10 protein-coding genes, 1 tRNA gene and 3 rRNA genes are annotated in these 19,884 nt (G+C 41.4%); 9 read left to right on the top strand and 5 right to left on the bottom strand.

Annotated features, from left to right (window positions below; all coding sequences use genetic code 11):
• Positions 1-4: 4 nt before the first annotated feature.
• Positions 5-2,197 (bottom strand): fatty acid oxidation complex subunit alpha FadB, encoded by a 2,193-nt coding sequence (gene fadB, locus J6836_RS20145; protein WP_219245607.1) that lies wholly within the window; start codon positions 2,195-2,197, stop codon positions 5-7.
• Positions 2,198-2,454: 257 nt separating this feature from the next.
• Between fadB and pepQ the strand changes: the two genes are divergently transcribed.
• The 9 genes from pepQ to J6836_RS20190 all read left to right on the top strand — a co-directional run bounded on the left by pepQ (position 2,455) and on the right by J6836_RS20190 (position 15,267).
• Complete coding sequence (pepQ, locus tag J6836_RS20150; protein WP_219245608.1) at positions 2,455-3,789, top strand: Xaa-Pro dipeptidase; 1,335 nt, start codon at positions 2,455-2,457, stop codon at positions 3,787-3,789.
• Positions 3,789-4,403 carry an IMPACT family protein gene (locus tag J6836_RS20155; protein WP_219245609.1) on the top strand — a complete coding sequence of 205 codons (615 nt, stop codon included), beginning with the start codon at positions 3,789-3,791 and terminating at the stop codon, positions 4,401-4,403. Before pepQ ends, J6836_RS20155 begins: the two co-directional genes overlap by 1 nt.
• 28 nt (positions 4,404-4,431) lie before the next feature.
• Positions 4,432-5,883 (top strand): Trk system potassium transporter TrkH, encoded by a 1,452-nt coding sequence (gene trkH, locus J6836_RS20160; RefSeq protein WP_219245610.1) that lies wholly within the window; start codon positions 4,432-4,434, stop codon positions 5,881-5,883.
• Positions 5,884-5,933: 50 nt separating this feature from the next.
• On the top strand, positions 5,934-6,458 hold the full coding sequence (gene hemG / locus J6836_RS20165; protein ID WP_219245611.1) for a menaquinone-dependent protoporphyrinogen IX dehydrogenase: 525 nt from the start codon (positions 5,934-5,936) through the stop codon (positions 6,456-6,458).
• 463 nt (positions 6,459-6,921) lie between these two features.
• Positions 6,922-8,462 (top strand): 16S ribosomal RNA (locus J6836_RS20170).
• A gap of 132 nt (positions 8,463-8,594) precedes the next feature.
• Positions 8,595-8,670 (top strand) — tRNA-Glu (locus J6836_RS20175).
• A gap of 245 nt (positions 8,671-8,915) precedes the next feature.
• Positions 8,916-11,824, top strand: a 23S ribosomal RNA gene (locus J6836_RS20180).
• Between the two features lie 142 nt (positions 11,825-11,966).
• Positions 11,967-12,082, top strand: a 5S ribosomal RNA gene (gene rrf, locus J6836_RS20185).
• The 16S, 23S and 5S rRNA genes sit together here with 1 tRNA gene alongside, the layout of an rRNA operon.
• A gap of 1,634 nt (positions 12,083-13,716) precedes the next feature.
• Positions 13,717-15,267, top strand: a complete 1,551-nt coding sequence (locus J6836_RS20190) for an HAL/PAL/TAL family ammonia-lyase (RefSeq protein ID WP_219245612.1) — start codon at positions 13,717-13,719, stop codon at positions 15,265-15,267.
• Between the two features lie 15 nt (positions 15,268-15,282).
• Here J6836_RS20190 and idi read toward each other — a convergent pair whose 3' ends face one another.
• The 4 genes from idi to J6836_RS20210 form a co-directional block, all read right to left on the bottom strand.
• Positions 15,283-15,804 (bottom strand): isopentenyl-diphosphate Delta-isomerase, encoded by a 522-nt coding sequence (idi, locus tag J6836_RS20195; RefSeq protein WP_219245613.1) that lies wholly within the window; start codon positions 15,802-15,804, stop codon positions 15,283-15,285.
• A 161-nt stretch (positions 15,805-15,965) separates the two neighbouring features.
• The gene (narL, locus tag J6836_RS20200) at positions 15,966-16,604 is read right to left on the bottom strand and encodes a two-component system response regulator NarL (protein WP_374447600.1); all 639 of its coding nucleotides are present in this window, start codon (positions 16,602-16,604) and stop codon (positions 15,966-15,968) included.
• A 38-nt stretch (positions 16,605-16,642) separates the two neighbouring features.
• A complete protein-coding gene (gene narX / locus J6836_RS20205; RefSeq protein ID WP_219245615.1) occupies positions 16,643-18,409 on the bottom strand; it encodes a nitrate/nitrite two-component system sensor histidine kinase NarX in 1,767 nt (588 codons plus the stop codon).
• Positions 18,410-18,879: 470 nt separating this feature from the next.
• Complete coding sequence (locus J6836_RS20210) at positions 18,880-19,788, bottom strand: DUF808 domain-containing protein (RefSeq protein WP_219245616.1); 909 nt, start codon at positions 19,786-19,788, stop codon at positions 18,880-18,882.
• Positions 19,789-19,884: the final 96 nt, after the last annotated feature.

Raw genomic sequence — 19,884 nt, forward strand, 5'->3', positions numbered from 1 at the left:
AAAATTAACCCCTCGCAACTTTTTTGAGATCAATAGCCACAACAGGAGGTTGTGGGTAATATGTGGCATTGGTAGCCGCTTTCGATTTTAAACCTTCAGGAGCTTGATAAAGTGGGCTCAATGATGCATATGTGTCTGTCATTTTTAAGTATGACTGGCTACCGAGAGTATCTAAATAGCAGAACACACCACCTCTAAATGGTGGGAAACCTAAGCCATAAACTAGAGCAATATCAGCGTCCGATGGGCTTTGAATAATGCCTTCCTCCAGACAACGAACGACTTCGTTTATCATTGGCGCCATCATTCGAGCGATAATCTCTTCTTTCGTAAATGAACGTTTAACTTTGCAGATAGAATTCAGTAGCTCATCAGTTTGTGGGTCATTAATTTTTTTAGGTTTTCCTTTTTTATCTTTTTCATATTGATAAAAACCCTTCCCATTTTTTTGGCCAAAACGCTGCTGTTCATACATCACATCAATCGCATTTTTAGCTGTTTTACTCATGCGCTCAGGGAAACCTTGAGCCATCACTTGTTCGGCATGGAAGGCAGTATCGATGCCAACAACATCAAGTAAGTAAGCAGGGCCCATTGGCCAACCAAATTCTTTTTCCATGACTCTATCGATTTCTCTAAAATCAGCACCGTCTTGGAGTAACAAATTGAAACCTGCAAAATAAGGAAATAGAACGCGATTCACAAAGAAACCAGGACAGTCATTCACCACAATGGGGGTTTTACCCATTTTATTGGCGTAAGCGACGACTTGTGCGATTGTATCGTCAGATGTTTGTGCACCACGAATAACTTCCACTAAAGGCATACGATGCACAGGGTTGAAGAAGTGCATTCCACAGAATTTTTCAGGGCGTTTTAGTGACTTAGCCAATGTGGAAATTGGAATTGTTGAAGTATTAGATGCCAATATCGTCTCTGGTGAAACAAGTGATTCCACTTCAGATAAAACTGCGGCTTTTATTTTAGGATTTTCAACGACTGCCTCGACAATGATTTGGCTATTCTCAATACCACTATAAGATAGTGAAGGGTGAATCGCGGCTAAAGTTGTCGCCATTTTAGCTGCATTAATCCGCCCTCGCTCAAATTGGTTATTCAGCAGTTTTTGTGCTTCTTCAATACCAAGCTCTAAAGATTTCTCGTTGATATCTTTCATCAAAACAGGAACGCCTTTACTGGCCGATTGGTAGGCAATACCTCCCCCCATAATACCAGCACCTAAAACGGCGGCTTGACTTGGTGTTTTAACATTTTGAGCAAGTTTTTTGCTATTAGATTTAATTTGTTGATCATTAAGAAAAATACTTACCAATGCGCGGGCAACATTACTGTGGGCGAGAGGAACAAAAGCTGCTGTTTCATGTTTTAATGCCTCATCACGAGTGCAATTTGCAGCTTTCTCGATGGTATTGACTGCCGTCATTGGGGCTGGGTAATGTTTCCCTGCGACTTGATATACCATGCCTTTTGCAACATTAAAACTCATGGTTTGCTCAAGTGGGCCTAATTGAAGAGGGGCTAGTTTAGGCTGACGCTTCTTCTGCCAATTAATATTACCCGCTATAGCTGATTCAATAACAGCTAAAGCAGATTGCGGTAGTTTTTCGGTTTCAACTACGGCATCAACTAAACCTAATTTGAGGGCTTGAGGCCCGCTGACATCTTTACCCGCCGTAATAATTTCCAGCGCGCTATCTAAGCCAATTAGCCTTGGCAAACGAACGGAACCCCCAAACCCTGGCATGATACCGAGTTTTGTTTCGGGTAAACCAATGCGTGCATCAGGGGATGCAATACGAAAATCTGTCGATAAAATACACTCACAGCCACCGCCAAGTGCATAACCATTGATTGCACAAATTGTAGGAACGGGGAGATCTTCAATGCGATTAAAGATGCTATTAGCGTATTGCAGCCATTCACTGAGAGTTTCTTTCGGTGCTTCAAATAATGAAAGGAATTCTTTGATATCGGCTCCAACGATAAAAGCCGATTTATCAGAACGGAAAATAACACCTTGCAGATCAGATTGTTGCTCAAGAACAGACACGGCTTCATCCAGTGAAGCAACGGTGTGGGTATCCAATTTATTGATTGGCCCTGGCGAGTTAAAAACCAGTTCTGCAATACCTTTTTTCAACCATTGAATATAGATTGTTTCACTTTGATAAAGCATTCTGTTCTCCTTTATATGATAAAGTTATCTGGTACGACCAGATGATTTAAGTGTGACTAGAATGTTAATTAATTGCAAACGGTTAATAACGAAATTGGAATCTTGGTCACAGCAATTAAGTTAAATAACGTTGATTTGAAATGATATTTTAATTATTAATCAATGGTTTAATTCGAGTTTGCAACAGAGTGCATATCCGTTAAGAACAGAACGTGATAAGCTTAGATTTTCTAATTAATGCTGAAAGGTTGAAGGAAATGGAAAAACTGACTGCACTCTACGCTGACCATATTAAAACGTTACAAAACAGAACTCAGCAAGTCTTACAGCGCAGCAAATTAGATGCCATATTGATTCATTCGGGTGAACCACTTCGCATCTTTCTTGATGATAGTGACTACCCATTTAAGGTTAACCCACACTTTAAAGCTTGGGTTCCTGTTACCGACGTTCCCCATTCTTGGTTATTAGTCGATGGTGTTAATAAGCCTAAATTATGGTTTTATTCACCCGTTGATTATTGGCACAGCGTTGAGCCGTTACCAAATGGTTTTTGGACGAAAGATGTCGAACTGATTCATTTAAAAAATGCAGATGATATCAAAGGGTTCCTTGCCAGCTTGCCAAAAAATAATGTTGCTTACATTGGTTCAGCGGCATCAAGAGCTGAATCTTTAGGCATCTCATTAGATAATATCAATCCAAAGCCAGTTCTAGACTATTACCATTTCCATCGTGCCTATAAAACAGACTATGAACTGTATTGTATGCGTGAAGCGCAAAAAATGGCAGTAAATGGCCACCTTGCCGCATTGGAAGCATTCCGTGCAGGAATGAGTGAGTTTGATATTAATGTCAGCTACTTACAATCAACAGGTCACCGCGATACTAACGTACCGTATGGCAATATTGTTGCGTTAAATGAAAATGCAGCTGTGCTCCATTACACTAAATTACAGCAATCTGTCCCTGCTGAATTAAGGAGTTTCTTGATTGATGCGGGGGCTGAATATAACGGTTATGCTGCTGATATTACGAGAACTTACGCTGCAAAAGGTAAAGATGAATTTGCTGAGCTGGTTGCGGATGTTAATAAAGAACAGCTTTCTCTCATTGATACAATTAAAGCGGGTGTCCGTTATACTGACTACCATGTAGATATGCATCACCGTATAGCTAAAATCCTTGCAAAACATGATATTGTTAATGGTATTAGCGAGGAATCAATGGTTGAGAATGGTTTAACGACACCGTTTTTGCCTCATGGTTTAGGGCATCCATTGGGTCTGCAAGTTCATGATGCGGCTGGCTTTATGCAAGACGATAGCGGAACACACCTTGCGGCACCAAAAATGTATCCTTTCTTGCGTTGTACTCGGGTTCTAGAGCCTAAAATGGTGTTAACTATTGAGCCAGGCCTTTACTTCATTGAATCACTGCTTTCATCGTGGAGAACGGGTGAGTTTAGTCAGCATTTTAATTGGGATAAAATTGAGTTCTTTAAGCCATACGGCGGTATTCGCATCGAAGACAATATCGTGATCCATGCGAATCGTATTGAAAATATGACTCGAGACCTGCATTTACGTTAATGAAACCTTATTTAATACCGGCAGAAACGATTTCTTTTACCGAAGAAATAAAAAAAAGCCGATTTATTACTTATTTAGCCCATACCGAGGGTATTGACGCGGCAAAAGATTATATTCAATCGATTAAGGCGCAATACCCTGATGCCCGGCACCATTGCTGGGCATTTGTTGCTGGCCGTCCTGATGACTCTCAACAGTTGGGTTTTTCTGATGATGGAGAGCCAACAGGAACGGCAGGTAAGCCTATAATGGCGCAACTTTTAGGAAGCCAATTAGGTGAGATCACCTGTGTCGTTGTACGCTATTTTGGTGGGATCAAGTTGGGAACGGGTGGGTTGGTAAAAGCCTACGGTAACGGTGTGCAGCAAGCGCTGAAAATATTACCGACAAAAACCAAAGTTCCACAGAAAGTATTTAATTTAGTGTGTGATTATTCGCTGATTAATGCCATAGAGCAGTTGCTTGCTCAGGTCAATGGCGTGATTTTGCACAGTGATTATAATGAAGCTGTCGCTTTACAAATTACAATTCCTGCTACCCTTGAGCAGGAGGTCAATGATAGATTACGCGATATAAGCCGTGGTGCTTTGACGCTCACACCAGAATCTGAATAGTCAACCGCTTTAGCAAGGAACCTGCCGAATGCATTTTCGTGCAATAACCCGTATTGTCGGGCTGCTTGTCATCATTTTTTCTTTTACCATGGTTATTCCAGGTATTGTCGCGTTAATTTACCGTGATGGTGCGGGGCGCGCTTTTAGCCAAACATTTGTGACGGCTTTACTCATTGGCCTATTTTTATGGTTGCCTACACGCAATAGCAAACATGAGTTGAAAGCAAAAGAAGGTTTCCTGATTGTTGTTTTATTTTGGACTGTACTGGGTAGCGTGGGAGCATTACCGTTCATCTTCTCTGAAAGGCCGAATCTTTCCGTTACAGATGCCTTTTTTGAATCCTTTTCTGGCTTAACCACGACAGGTGCAACAACGCTAACAGGGCTTGATTCTCTACCTAAAGCAATTTTGTTCTATCGGCAAATGTTACAGTGGTTAGGAGGAATGGGGATCATCGTGTTGGCCGTCGCTATCCTTCCGCTGTTAGGTGTTGGGGGAATGCAGCTCTATCGAGCTGAAATGCCGGGGCCATTGAAAGATAATAAAATGCGGCCGCGAATTGCAGAAACAGCAAAAACCTTATGGCTTATCTATGTGTTATTGACGATTGCCTGTGCAATAGCGTTATGGATAGCAGGCATGGATGTATTTGATGCAATTTCCCACAGCTTCTCAACGATAGCCATTGGCGGGTTTTCTACCCATGACGCAAGCGTCGGCTACTTTAATAGCCCAGCCATTAATACCATTATTGGTGTGTTTCTCATAATATCGGGGTGTAACTTTGGTTTACACTTTGCAGTTTTAACAGGAAGAAGCCTTGGGATTTATTGGCGCGACCCTGAATTTAGAATGTTTATCAGCTTCCAATTTGTTCTAGTGGTGGTTTGTACTGCGGTATTGATGTACCACTCAGTATATGGTGGTTTTGGTCAAACGCTTGATCAAGCCTTTTTCCAAGTCGTATCGATGGCTACAACGGCTGGGTTTACGACAGATAGCTTCTCTGGCTGGCCACTATTTTTACCGATGCTTTTATTGTGCGCGGCGTTTGTTGGTGGCTGTGCAGGTTCAACAGGGGGCGGTTTAAAGGTTATTCGTATTTTATTATTGTTCTTACAAGGTTCCCGAGAACTAAAACGCCTTGTTCACCCAAATGCGGTTTACACTATTAAGCTAGGGCAAAGGGCACTCCCAGAGCGTATCATTGAAGCTGTTTGGGGTTTCTTTTCTGCGTATGCATTGGTTTTTGTTGTTAGCTTATTATTGTTAATCGCAACAGGGGTTGATGAATTTTCAGCGTTTTCTGCGATTGCAACCACGTTGAATAACTTAGGCCCTGGTTTAGGGACTGTGGCGGATAACTTTACGAGCATGAATCCTGCAGGTAAATGGATTTTAGTTGTTACCATGTTATTTGGCCGTTTAGAGGTATTTACCTTATTAGTGTTACTGACCCCAACGTTTTGGCGTGAGTAATTCAGTACAATCTTGTTATATATAGAAACGATAAAAATCTAGGAACGATAATGAGCTATTTACTTCTACACTCCAGCACAGATGGGCAGACTAAAAAAATTGTTTTAAAAATGGCAGAGCAATTGCGGAGCTTAGGAAGAGAATGTGATATTCGTGACTTAAATACAGAGCAAAGTTTCAATTTGGCTGCTTATGATAAGGTTTTGGTGGGCGCTTCTATCCGTTATGGACATTTCAATAAAAAACTTCAGCGTTTCGTGATTTCCCATCAAAGCCAATTGAATTCAATGACGAGTGCTTTTTTTGCTGTGAATCTTACGGCAAGAAAAGAAGGTAAGAATACCGTAGAGACAAATGCTTACACACGTAAGTTCTTAGAAGCCTGCCCTTGGAAGCCAACATTGAAGTCTGTTTTTGCTGGTGCATTGTTTTATCCGCGTTATAAATGGTTTGATAGAATGATGATCCGTCTAATTATGAAAATGACGGATGGGCCAACTGATCCTAATACAGAGATTGAATACACTAATTGGGCAAATGTTTCACAATTCGTAGTTGAATTTGATAACTTATAGTACCTTTTTTCAACAAATCATACTTTTTTTACACGATTTGTTTAATAATCCAGCTGTTGAATAAAAAAATGCAAAAAAGGGGTTGCCAGATTTTTCTGACTCCCTATAATGCGCATCCACTGACCGGGAACAAGACAACGCAAAGCGCGATGAACACTGAAACGGCAGCGAGAGATTCTGAAAAGAAAAAGCAAAAAATCGCTTGACTCTCGATGAGGAAAACGTATTATACGTCACCTCGCGACAACGACCTTGAAGTCGAAAATCGAAAGATTAAGTCGCAACGCTCTTTAACAATTTATCAGACAATCTGTGTGGGCACTCACAGGACACTATCAAAAAAATATTTGATTTTAAGTCTTGAAGAGTGACTAACACGTTAATTCATATATATGAACTAATAGGTAATATGTTTTCGCAAGAAGACATACGACAGTAAACATTCTTTGAGCATCAAGCTTTTTAATTGAAGAGTTTGATCATGGCTCAGATTGAACGCTGGCGGCAGGCCTAACACATGCAAGTCGAGCGGTAACAGGGGAAGCTTGCTTCTCGCTGACGAGCGGCGGACGGGTGAGTAATGTATGGGGATCTGCCCGATAGAGGGGGATAACTACTGGAAACGGTGGCTAATACCGCATAATCTCTCAGGAGCAAAGCAGGGGAACTTCGGTCCTTGCGCTATCGGATGAACCCATATGGGATTAGCTAGTAGGTGAGGTAATGGCTCACCTAGGCGACGATCCCTAGCTGGTCTGAGAGGATGATCAGCCACACTGGGACTGAGACACGGCCCAGACTCCTACGGGAGGCAGCAGTGGGGAATATTGCACAATGGGCGCAAGCCTGATGCAGCCATGCCGCGTGTATGAAGAAGGCCCTAGGGTTGTAAAGTACTTTCAGTCGGGAGGAAGGCGTTGATGCTAATATCATCAACGATTGACGTTACCGACAGAAGAAGCACCGGCTAACTCCGTGCCAGCAGCCGCGGTAATACGGAGGGTGCAAGCGTTAATCGGAATTACTGGGCGTAAAGCGCACGCAGGCGGTTAATTAAGTTAGATGTGAAATCCCCGGGCTTAACCTGGGAATGGCATCTAAAACTGGTTAGCTAGAGTCTTGTAGAGGGGGGTAGAATTCCATGTGTAGCGGTGAAATGCGTAGAGATGTGGAGGAATACCGGTGGCGAAGGCGGCCCCCTGGACAAAGACTGACGCTCAGGTGCGAAAGCGTGGGGAGCAAACAGGATTAGATACCCTGGTAGTCCACGCTGTAAACGATGTCGATTTGAAGGTTGTTCCCTTGAGGAGTGGCTTTCGGAGCTAACGCGTTAAATCGACCGCCTGGGGAGTACGGCCGCAAGGTTAAAACTCAAATGAATTGACGGGGGCCCGCACAAGCGGTGGAGCATGTGGTTTAATTCGATGCAACGCGAAGAACCTTACCTACTCTTGACATCCAGAGAATTTAGCAGAGATGCTTTAGTGCCTTCGGGAACTCTGAGACAGGTGCTGCATGGCTGTCGTCAGCTCGTGTTGTGAAATGTTGGGTTAAGTCCCGCAACGAGCGCAACCCTTATCCTTTGTTGCCAGCACGTCATGGTGGGAACTCAAAGGAGACTGCCGGTGATAAACCGGAGGAAGGTGGGGATGACGTCAAGTCATCATGGCCCTTACGAGTAGGGCTACACACGTGCTACAATGGCGTATACAAAGAGAAGCGACCTCGCGAGAGCAAGCGGAACTCATAAAGTACGTCGTAGTCCGGATTGGAGTCTGCAACTCGACTCCATGAAGTCGGAATCGCTAGTAATCGTAGATCAGAATGCTACGGTGAATACGTTCCCGGGCCTTGTACACACCGCCCGTCACACCATGGGAGTGGGTTGCAAAAGAAGTAGGTAGCTTAACCTTCGGGAGGGCGCTTACCACTTTGTGATTCATGACTGGGGTGAAGTCGTAACAAGGTAACCGTAGGGGAACCTGCGGTTGGATCACCTCCTTACCATTGAAGTGTTTTTGTGAAGTGCTCACACAGATTGTCTGATAGAAAGTAGAGCAATAGGCTATACGTGGGAGACTTATTCGAGAGAATAGGACTTACATGAGATACCGCATGTTTTGTGCAATATCTTGTGTCCCCTTCGTCTAGAGGCCTAGGACACCGCCCTTTCACGGCGGTAACAGGGGTTCGAATCCCCTAGGGGACGCCAATTGCGCCGATATCGAGTGAAAGACGATGTCCCCAATAATGATTAAGCCAATTATGTAAATAGTTGGTTTAACAATTATGCTCTTTAACAATCTGGAACAAGCTGAAAATTGAAAACAACGCACATTGTTTATCGCTTAAACAATGTGAGAGTCTCTCAAAAATCTCAACTTGAAGATGTTGTCAACAGACACAAAGCCGTCGGGTTTTGCGTCGACCGACATAAAAGACACCTTCGGGTTGTGAGGTTAAGCGACTAAGCGTACACGGTGGATGCCTAGGCAATCAGAGGCGATGAAGGACGTGCTAATCTGCGAAAAGCGTCGGTAAGGTGATATGAACCGTTATAACCGACGATGTCCGAATGGGGAAACCCAGTGCAATTCGTTGCACTATCGTTTGATGAATACATAGTCAAACGAGGCGAACCGAGGGAACTGAAACATCTCAGTACCTCGAGGAAAAGAAATCAACCGAGATTCCCCTAGTAGCGGCGAGCGAACGGGGAGCAGCCCAGAGTCTTAATCAGCATTAGCATCAGGAGAACGGTCTGGAAAGGCCGGCAGTAAAGGGTGATAGCCCCGTATCCGAAGGTGTTAGTGTTGTGAACTCGACGAGTAGGGCGGGACACGTGTTATCCTGTCTGAATATGGGGGGACCATCCTCCAAGGCTAAATACTCCTGATTGACCGATAGTGAACCAGTACCGTGAGGGAAAGGCGAAAAGAACCCCGGCGAGGGGAGTGAAATAGAACCTGAAACCGTGTACGTACAAGCAGTGGGAGCCTTGATTTATCAGGGTGACTGCGTACCTTTTGTATAATGGGTCAGCGACTTATATTCTGTAGCAAGGTTAACCGTATAGGGGAGCCGTAGGGAAACCGAGTCTTAACTGGGCGAATGAGTTGCAGGGTATAGACCCGAAACCCGGTGATCTAGCCATGGGCAGGTTGAAGGTTGGGTAACACTAACTGGAGGACCGAACCGACTAATGTTGAAAAATTAGCGGATGACTTGTGGCTGGGGGTGAAAGGCCAATCAAACCGGGAGATAGCTGGTTCTCCCCGAAAGCTATTTAGGTAGCGCCTCGTGAACTCATCTTCGGGGGTAGAGCACTGTTTCGACTAGGGGGTCATCCCGACTTACCAACTCGATGCAAACTACGAATACCGAAGAATGTTATCACGGGAGACACACGGCGGGTGCTAACGTTCGTCGTGAAGAGGGAAACAACCCAGACCGCCAGCTAAGGTCCCAAAGTCATAGTTAAGTGGGAAACGAAGTGGGAAGGCTCAGACAGCCAGGATGTTGGCTTAGAAGCAGCCATCATTTAAAGAAAGCGTAATAGCTCACTGGTCGAGTCGGCCTGCGCGGAAGATGTAACGGGGCTAAACTATGCACCGAAGCTGCGGCAGCGATATGTAAATATTGTTGGGTAGGGGAGCGTTCTGTAAGCCTGTGAAGGTGTGCTGTGAGGCATGCTGGAGGTATCAGAAGTGCGAATGCTGACATAAGTAACGATAATGCGGGTGAAAAACCCGCACGCCGGAAGACCAAGGGTTCCTGTCCAACGTTAATCGGGGCAGGGTGAGTCGACCCCTAAGGCGAGGCAGAAATGCGTAGTCGATGGGAAACGGGTTAATATTCCCGTACTGGTGATAATTGCGATGGGGGGACGGAGAAGGTTAGGCTGGCCGGGCGACGGTTGTCCCGGTTTAAGGATGTAGGCAGGTGAATTAGGCAAATCCGGTTCACTATATGCTGAGGTCTGATGACGAGTCACTACGGTGGCGAAGTAGCTCATACCCCGCTTCCAGGAAAAGCCTCTAAGCTCTAGATTATCATTAATCGTACCCCAAACCGACACAGGTGGTCAGGTAGAGAATACTCAGGCGCTTGAGAGAACTCGGGTGAAGGAACTAGGCAAAATGGTGCCGTAACTTCGGGAGAAGGCACGCTGGCATTAGGTGAAGTGGTTTACCCATGGAGCTGAAGCCAGTCGCAGATACCAGCTGGCTGCAACTGTTTATTAAAAACACAGCACTGTGCAAACACGAAAGTGGACGTATACGGTGTGACGCCTGCCCGGTGCTGGAAGGTTAATTGATGGGGTTATCCGTAAGGAGAAGCTCTTGATCGAAGCCCCAGTAAACGGCGGCCGTAACTATAACGGTCCTAAGGTAGCGAAATTCCTTGTCGGGTAAGTTCCGACCTGCACGAATGGCGTAATGATGGCCAGGCTGTCTCCACCCGAGACTCAGTGAAATTGAACTCGCTGTGAAGATGCAGTGTACCCGCGGCAAGACGGAAAGACCCCGTGAACCTTTACTATAGCTTGACACTGAACATTGAGCCTTGATGTGTAGGATAGGTGGGAGGCTTCGAAGCGTGGACGCCAGTCTGCGTGGAGCCAACCTTGAAATACCACCCTTTAATGTTTGATGTTCTAACGTTGCCCCGTTATCCGGGGTGCGGACAGTGTCTGGTGGGTAGTTTGACTGGGGCGGTCTCCTCCCAAAGAGTAACGGAGGAGCACGAAGGTTGGCTAAGCATGGTCGGACATCATGCGGTTAGTGCAAAGGCATAAGCCAGCTTGACTGCGAGAGTGACGGCTCGAGCAGGTACGAAAGTAGGTCTTAGTGATCCGGTGGTTCTGAATGGAAGGGCCATCGCTCAACGGATAAAAGGTACTCCGGGGATAACAGGCTGATACCGCCCAAGAGTTCATATCGACGGCGGTGTTTGGCACCTCGATGTCGGCTCATCACATCCTGGGGCTGAAGTAGGTCCCAAGGGTACGGCTGTTCGCCGTTTAAAGTGGTACGCGAGCTGGGTTTAGAACGTCGTGAGACAGTTCGGTCCCTATCTGCCGTGGGCGTTGGAAGATTGAAAGGGGCTGCTCCTAGTACGAGAGGACCGGAGTGGACGCACCACTGGTGTTCGGGTTGTCATGCCAATGGCATTGCCCGGTAGCTAAGTGCGGAAAAGATAACCGCTGAAAGCATCTAAGCGGGAAACTTGCCTTGAGATGAGTCTTCCCTGACCCTTTAAGGGTCCTAAAGGAACGTTTAAGACTAAGACGTTGATAGGTTGGGTGTGTAAGCGTAGCGATACGTTGAGCTAACCAATACTAATGAACCGTGAGGCTTAACCTGACAACACCGAAGGTGTTTTAGAGAGATTGAGTTGATTTTCAAAGAACGTGAGAAGCCGAAAGGTGAAGGACACACAGCTTGTTCAAGATTGAAGTTCTGGTTTAGTGAGAAATGATGCTAAACGGGAACGAAACCGAATTTGTCTGGCGGCAATAGCGCGGTGGTCCCACCTGACCCCATGCCGAACTCAGCAGTGAAACGCCGTAGCGCCGATGGTAGTGTGGGGTCTCCCCATGTGAGAGTAGGGAACTGCCAGACATTAAATTAGTGAGAAAGCCACCCAATGGGTGGCTTTTTTGCGTTTGGGGAAATAAAAATGACGCAGTTTACGGTAGTTGAGCTGTTCGGTATGCTTCGCTTTGTTTGCTCTGCCCGTTATTTTTTATGGTTGAAAGAGGAAGAGACTCAAAAGCCATAAGTTAATCAATGATCCACTAAGCAATTAACTTATTTATCTAGGAAGTTTTTATCATTGTTATTCAATAATCCACTCAGCAACTAACTTATCTGTTTATGGTACTGTAGTTGAGTAAGTGAAGTTGATGTAGATTAGCGGGTATTCTTATTGTTGGCGCTGTCTTTTTAGCGAGGGTAAGGCCTGAAAATGAAGCGATAAAGCCCCTCGCCAGTTAATCATCAGCCAATCAGTAGTTCACTTAGCAATTAATCTATGTATTTTTGGCGCTTTTTATCATCGTTAATCAATAATAGGCTAAGCAATTAACGTGTTTTTTGATGGTACTGTAGTTGAGTAAGTGAAGTTGATGTAGATTAGCGGGTATTCTTATTGTTGGCGCTGTCTTTTTAGCGAGGGTAAGGCCTGAAAATGAAGCGATAAAGCCCCTCGTCAGTTAATCATAAGCTTATCAGTAGTTCACTTAGCAATTAAGGTGTTGATTTATGGCACTTTTTATCATCGTTAATCAATAATAGGCTAAGCAATTAACGTGTTTTTTGATGATACTGTGCTGCGTAAGTGAATTTGATAAAGATTAGCGGGTATTCTTATTGTTGGCGCTGTCTTTTTCAACGCTGGTAAGGTATGGCGATGAAGCGATAAAGCCCCTCGTTAGTTAATCATCAGCCAATCAGTAGTTCACTTAGCAATTAATTTGTTATCTATAGCTCTTTTTATCATCGTTAATCAATAATCGGCTCAGCAATTAACGTGTTTTTTGATGATACTGTGCTGCGTAAGTGAATTTGATAAAGATTAGCGGGGATTCCTATTGTTGGTTTTGTCTTTTTCAATGTTGGTAAGGTATGGCGATGACGCGACAAAGCCCCTCGTTAGTTAATCATAAGCCTATCAGTAGTTCACTTAGCAATTAATTTGTTATCTATAGCTCTTTTTATCATCGTTAATCAATAATCGGCTTAGCAATTAACAGGGGTTATCACGGTTTTTATCAGGTTAGCTTCCATTATCCTCCCTTTTCTCATTGAAAATCGTCCTCTGTATTTATGCCACTTATTGTTAATCAATAATTTACTCAGCAACTAAATTATTTGTTTATGGCGCTTTTGCTTCTTAGACAGGCTTGATAGTGGCTAATCGATATTCTTTTTGTTTACTTAATTCGTAACTTATTAAAAGTGGAAGCAGATGAAAAAACCGTAAGCTAATCAATAATCCTCTCAGCAATTAAATAGCCTAGATTAGGCTAGTCGTGAAAGATAAATCTAAATAATCAAAGGTTTCATTGCTAATAACCCACTATATTTATTAAGGTTTGTTAAAATTAATAAAGCTATTCCATTATAATTATTGTTCCTTCCTAATAAATAATGACTGTTAATCAAAGTTTAAAAATATAAAAATGGTATTTAATATAAATAAATGAGTAAAACGGTTTTTTATTATCATTTTATTTATTTTAAAAGGGAGATATATGGTTTTACTAAATGGAAAAAAGTTGAAACTTCATGATGTAAAATTAATTATGAATGGCGAAGGTATTGCTGTTGATTGTACGGTAGTGAAAAAATTAGAGAAAAGCCATAATCTATTAATATTAGAAGCGGAGAAAGGAGCAAAGATATATGGTCTAACAGTAGGTGTCGGTTTGAATAAAGATATGGAATATATAAAACTAAATGGTAGGTTTACTGAAGAGCTAATTGAAGAGTCAACGATATTTAATAAAAAACTAATACGTGCACATTCTGTGGGTATAGGTAAGCCCATAGATAGCTGTTTAGTTAGAGGGATCATGGGAATTCACATTAACATGTTGCTCAATGGTTATAGTGGAATTCAACCTAGAATAGTGAATACCTATGTTGAATTGCTTAACAAAGATATCATTCCTTTTATACCAAGTATTGGCTCTATTGGTGAGGGGGATATCACTATATTGAGTCATATAGGGCTTACACTATTAGGTGAGGGAGAGGTAATTTATCAAGGTAAAACAATGTGTTCTTCAAAGGCTCTTCAACTTGCAGGGATTACACCTATAGAGCCTTGGGCAAAAGATTCACTCTCTTTAATATGTTCAAACGCTTATTCTGTTGCTATAGCAGTAGTTGCGTTATTAAAAACAGCGCATTACATAAATATAAGTGAGTTGCTGTATTGTTTAAATCTTCAAGCCTTAAATGGTAATCTCTCACCTTTAAATCAGCAGGTTTTGGATGCTTCAGCTTACCCTGAGGTTATTGCTATGGGAGCAAAACTTAGAGGCTTATTAGTGGGCTCCACGTTGGAGTCTCATGACGATGAACGACATTTACAAGATCCATTAAGTTATCGTTGCGGGGTATATCGGCTCGCCGAATTACGCTTAAGTTATGAACAAGCGAAAGCACAGCTACTCATTCAAATAAATGGATCAAATGATAATCCATGTGTGCTTACTGATATTGCGCATAATAATTTGGCTGAGAATTATCGTTATCAGGCAGTGCTTCCAAGTGGAAATTTTGAAACATTACCTTGGGTTTTAGCTACCGAAAAGTTAAGTTTAGCGATTGCTCATCATGCGTTAGCAAGCGTGCAGCAGATAGTAAAACTGAATGACCCTTATTTTACACAACTAACTCGATTTTTAGGTAATACAACCGCATTTCATGCACTTGGTGCCATTGAAAAACCTGCAGTTGCTTTAGCAATGAGAATTAAAAATCTAGCAATGCCAGTTTCATTAGATTACTTTCCTGTCGCAGGTGGTATTGAGGATACAGCCACGAATGCACAACTCGTTGCTGAAAAATTACAAAGCCAATTAGCGTATGGGTATGAGTTAATTTCGATTGTATTTTTATGCGTTGTGCAAGCAATTAATTTAAGGAAGGAAAAAGAACCTTCTTATTCATTATCTTCAAAAACAGAAGGTATTTATCGTGTGATATGTGAATGTGTTGATTTAAATGGAGAGGATAAATCACTTTCGAAAGAACTAAGGCAGATAAATGATTATATTTTAAGTTATGAAATATAATCATCGGGTAGTTACTTACTTTATATTAAAATTTAATGATGGGTATTTAGTTAATATTTTTTTAAACCAAGGGGTAAAAATCTCTGGTTGTTGGTTAACTTCATTGATAAGTTTAGAAATACTAATCCAGCGAATAGATGCGACTTCTTCTGCATTGGGGTAGATCATTTTATTATAGTAACCAATATATAGATGATCATATTCATGTTCAATTAACCCACCATTTACATCATCTCGATAGATAAGAGAACCTACATGAGTTAGTGGTGTAGTAAAACCCAGCTCTTCTTGGAGCCTGCGCTCAGCTGCATTTAGTGTTTCTTCATTAGGTTTTGGATGGCTACAACATGTATTCGCCCACTGGCCAGCAGAGTGATATTTATGCGGTGCTCTTTGCTGAATTAAGAGTTCTTTTTGGTCATTAAAAATGAAAATAGAGAAGGCGCGATGTAAGCGGCCGAGTTGATGTGCGAGTAATTTAGGCATAGTGCCTATTGCAACATCATTTTCGTTAACCAAAATTAAATCATCTTCCATCGTTCAAACTCCGGTGATTAAAATTATTGCTGTAGTTTATTATAACTAAAAAAACAAAATTGTAGATTTGAGCTATTTATTTAAAATATTTTTATAGGTTTAAGTGTATTTATTTTAAAAGATGGCAGTTATATTTTTATTTAAACTGCCACTTTTAATATTCATTTTTGTTGCAAAACCCAAACAGCTGCTTCGACTCGAGATTTTAAGTTTAATTTTTTAAGTAAGTGTTTTACATGTACTTTTACAGTACTTTCTGCAATATCGAGTTTACGAGCGATCATTTTATTAGAAAGTCCTTGTGAGATTAGCTCTAAAATATCAGTTTCTCTAGGTGTTAGGGTCGTAATATTATTTTCATCGTGGCTAGGATTGTCACGTAAAGATTCAGCAAGAACGGATGTAAGTGTTGGGCTAACAACAAGCTTGCCACTTGCCGCTTCCTTTAGTGCGACAATAAGTTCTTCTGGCTCCATATCTTTTAATAAATAGCCATCAGCACCACGTTTTAAAGCATTCACTAAATCATCACTATAATTTGAAACGGTAAAGAGGATAATTCGCCCTGATAATTCTCTTTTTCTTAGCTCATCAAGTGTCTCAAATCCATTCATTCCAGGCATATTTAGGTCAAGAAGGATTAGGTCAGGATCTTGTTCTTCTGCAATTTGGATACCTGTTTTCCCATCACCAGCTTCTCCAATAACTTGCAGTGAAGGTTCTAAACTAATCAGTTGTTTCACGCCATTTCGTAGCATCGGGTGATCATCAATCAGTAGGATAGTTGATTTATCGTTCATTGTATTTGTATTTTCCATAGATGATTTTCTCCGGTGTATTAAGCATCAGATAGAGGGAACGTTACCCTAACCTCTGTTCCGCCTTGAGGTCTAGGGGCCACAAAACACTCACCATTAAGGCTAAGGGCTCGTTCTCTCATAATAATTAAGCCATAGTGATTAAGTTTGTCTGTATTTGCAGTAATTCCAGTGCCATCGTCGATAATTTTGATACAAATAATACCTGCATTTTGTGTTAATAACACTTCGGCCCAACTTGCATTTGCATGTTTTAAAATATTATTCAGGGCTTCTCGGATTATTTGTATTATATGAATCGATTGATGTGGTGAAATGCTTTTCGCAGGAATGTCATAGTGTAACTTAATCGAATAACCCATTCGCTCGCTAAATTCACTAATTGTACTTTCTAAAGAGGGAAGCAATCCTGGTTCAGTTAGTTTCAATCGAAAAGTGGTTAGAAGCTCCCTTAACTGACTATAAGCGGTGTTAATTTCGCTGCGCATTTCAGTTAATAATTGTTGAGGTTTTTCAGGTAATGGCTCAGGTTGTAGTTGTAGATAACTAATTTGCATTTTTAAACAAGAGAGTGACTGGGCGATTGAATCATGCAGTTCACGTGCAATCGCTGAGCGCTCATCCATAATTAATAATTGCTGCTGTTGTTCGATTTGATGTTCCATTGCGAGCATGCCGGATATTTGTTTAGCCAACATGGAGACTAAATTATTTTGTTCATCAGATAAGGTTTGGCCTGTGGCTGTTTCACCAATAATGACACCATAACGATGCATATTATCGGACAACTCCCACTGTAAAACGGTGACTTGTTTATTTTCTAATAAACTTTCTTGTTGATCATTTAGATTGGGAGACTCATCATCTAACCCAGTGGATTGGCAGTTTATTTTGTGAAAATACGCCTCATTACTGTCTTCATATAATCGTAAACTCAGGTTATTCAATATTGTAATATTTTTCAGTTCAATAAGAACTTTTTGCAATCTTAAATAAAGTGGTTCAGATGAGTGGAGCATTTGATTTGACTGGTATAAATAGGATAGTACTCGGTTTTTTTTCGTGAGGTCAGCTGTTTTTTCTGCCACTCTTTTTTCTAATTGGTGATAGCTTTGCGCCAGTTCTTCAGACATTTGATTTAATGTTTCACCCAATGCATTTAACTCGTCTTGTCGGTTATTTTTTGGATAGCGTTGACTGAAATCTTTTTTCCCAATAGCCGTTACCATGGATAGCAATTTTATCCATGGGTAGTAAATTTTTCGCCGTAAATGCCATATCGTTCCCATCAGTAGTAAGAAAACTAAACTAATGAAAATGAGTTGTGTCATGGCTACGTAGGCTATTCTTCTTTCGGTTTTCTCATCGATATTGTGGACTAATTCATCGAGCTTATTAACAAACGAAATAACTTCGTATCTTGCATCACTTGGTGTATTCGCATTCATTAATGCGGGGCGTAATGTGAGTAGCCAAAAATTATGAAGCTCATTGAATTGCGGTGTTAAACTCTCAACTTTGACGACTTGCGTGAGCTCAGGGCTCAATAAATCACTTTCTAGTGCATCTAAGTAGTGCTGAGTTTGCTGATTAAGAGGAACTAATGAGAGCAGTCGGTAGCTCTGCATGCGTAATGAACCTGACTTGTTGATTGCGTGAGCGTTACCCTGAACGCTGATAATCATTCGATTTGAAATCGTCATTCCTATAATACCAAGGATAGCAATCAGCAACATTAGGCCAATAACTTGGTTAATAATAGAGAATCGACGATACAGGGTCGGCATTTATAGTTCCTCAAAAAATCCGTGGCACAATTCGTTTTAAGGGTAGGTTGGCTATATTGTTCATAAAGGCAACCTAATTAAATATACTACTTTAGTAGTAATTTAAAGGACTTGCATTGTGTATAACGAGCTGAAAGTAGAAAATTAAAATCCGTGCTTAACCTTACTTATTGATATGGATAGATAAAATAGGTTACCTTGTTATTTTTCTGGTAGCAGTCATGTATTATAACGTAAATTAAAGATGAGTTTCTTTTGATTTAGATCAGATTGGACGTTTTCACATTTCCAAAAAGTGGATTCAAGAATCTCGTAAATACACCAATTTTGAATCTATCAATATGTATTAAATTACATATCGATGGCGTGAAACAAAATAAGTTAATAAAAATTTGAGTAGATAAGTTTTTATTTTATCAAGGGAGAAAAATAGAATAATACGAATAAAATGCTCTATTCTATTTTTGAAATTAGGCTTTTTTAATTTTTTTGATTAAAAATAATGCCATGACAAGGCACATACCAACAATGAAACCAAAAAATAAGTTAATGATTGTTGGTAGGATAAACTGCATAGTACTGCCAATAAAGGGGGTTAATAGGGCAGTGAAGGATATTTCTTCAATCCACTCAGACAAATAGTGAATACCATGAGTGATAATCCCACCTCCAACCATAAACATTGCGGCTGTGCCGACAACGGAAAGTGTCTTCATCAAATATGGCGTTGCATAAATAAGGCCATTGCCCATTTTTTGTAATAGTGAAGACGTTTTCTTTTGGAGGTAAAACCCTAAGTCATCGAGTTTAACAATCCCAGCAACGAGCCCATAAACACCAATGGTCATTATAATCGCAATGAGAGACAGTACTGCGAATTGATTAACAATGGTTGTGGTAGACACAATGCCTAATGTGATTGCGATAATCTCTGCTGATAAAATAAAATCGGTGCGAATAGCTCCTTTGATTTTTTCTTTTTCGAACTCAGCCAGTTTCTCTTCAGGTACTGCGTGTATTTTCGCTGCTAATTTTTCACTTGAATGAAAAATTTTATGGGCAATTTTTTCTGCTCCCTCAAAACACAAGTAAGCGCCCCCTAGCATTAATAAAGGTGTGATAGCCCAAGGAATAAATGCACTGATTAATAAGGCCAGAGGAACCAAAATTAATTTATTGATGAATGAGCCTTTAGCAACGGACCAGACAACGGGAATTTCCCGTTCAGCACGAACTCCTGACACTTGCTGCGCATTTAAAGCAAGGTCATCCCCTAGAACGCCAGACGTTTTTTTCGCGGCCATTTTCGTCATCATCGCGACATCATCGAGCACGGCAGCAATATCATCAAGTAAGGTCAGTAAACTACTTCCAGCCACAAGAAATCCTCAATTCAGATTGTTTAATATGTCGTTAATGTTTATTAGGTTGATTAAGTGATAATTAGTTCATTAGAGTTTATGGATACATTCAAA

It is taken from the genome of Providencia sp. R33, assembly GCF_019343475.1.
In the GTDB taxonomy this organism is placed as follows: Bacteria; Pseudomonadota; Gammaproteobacteria; order Enterobacterales; family Enterobacteriaceae; genus Providencia.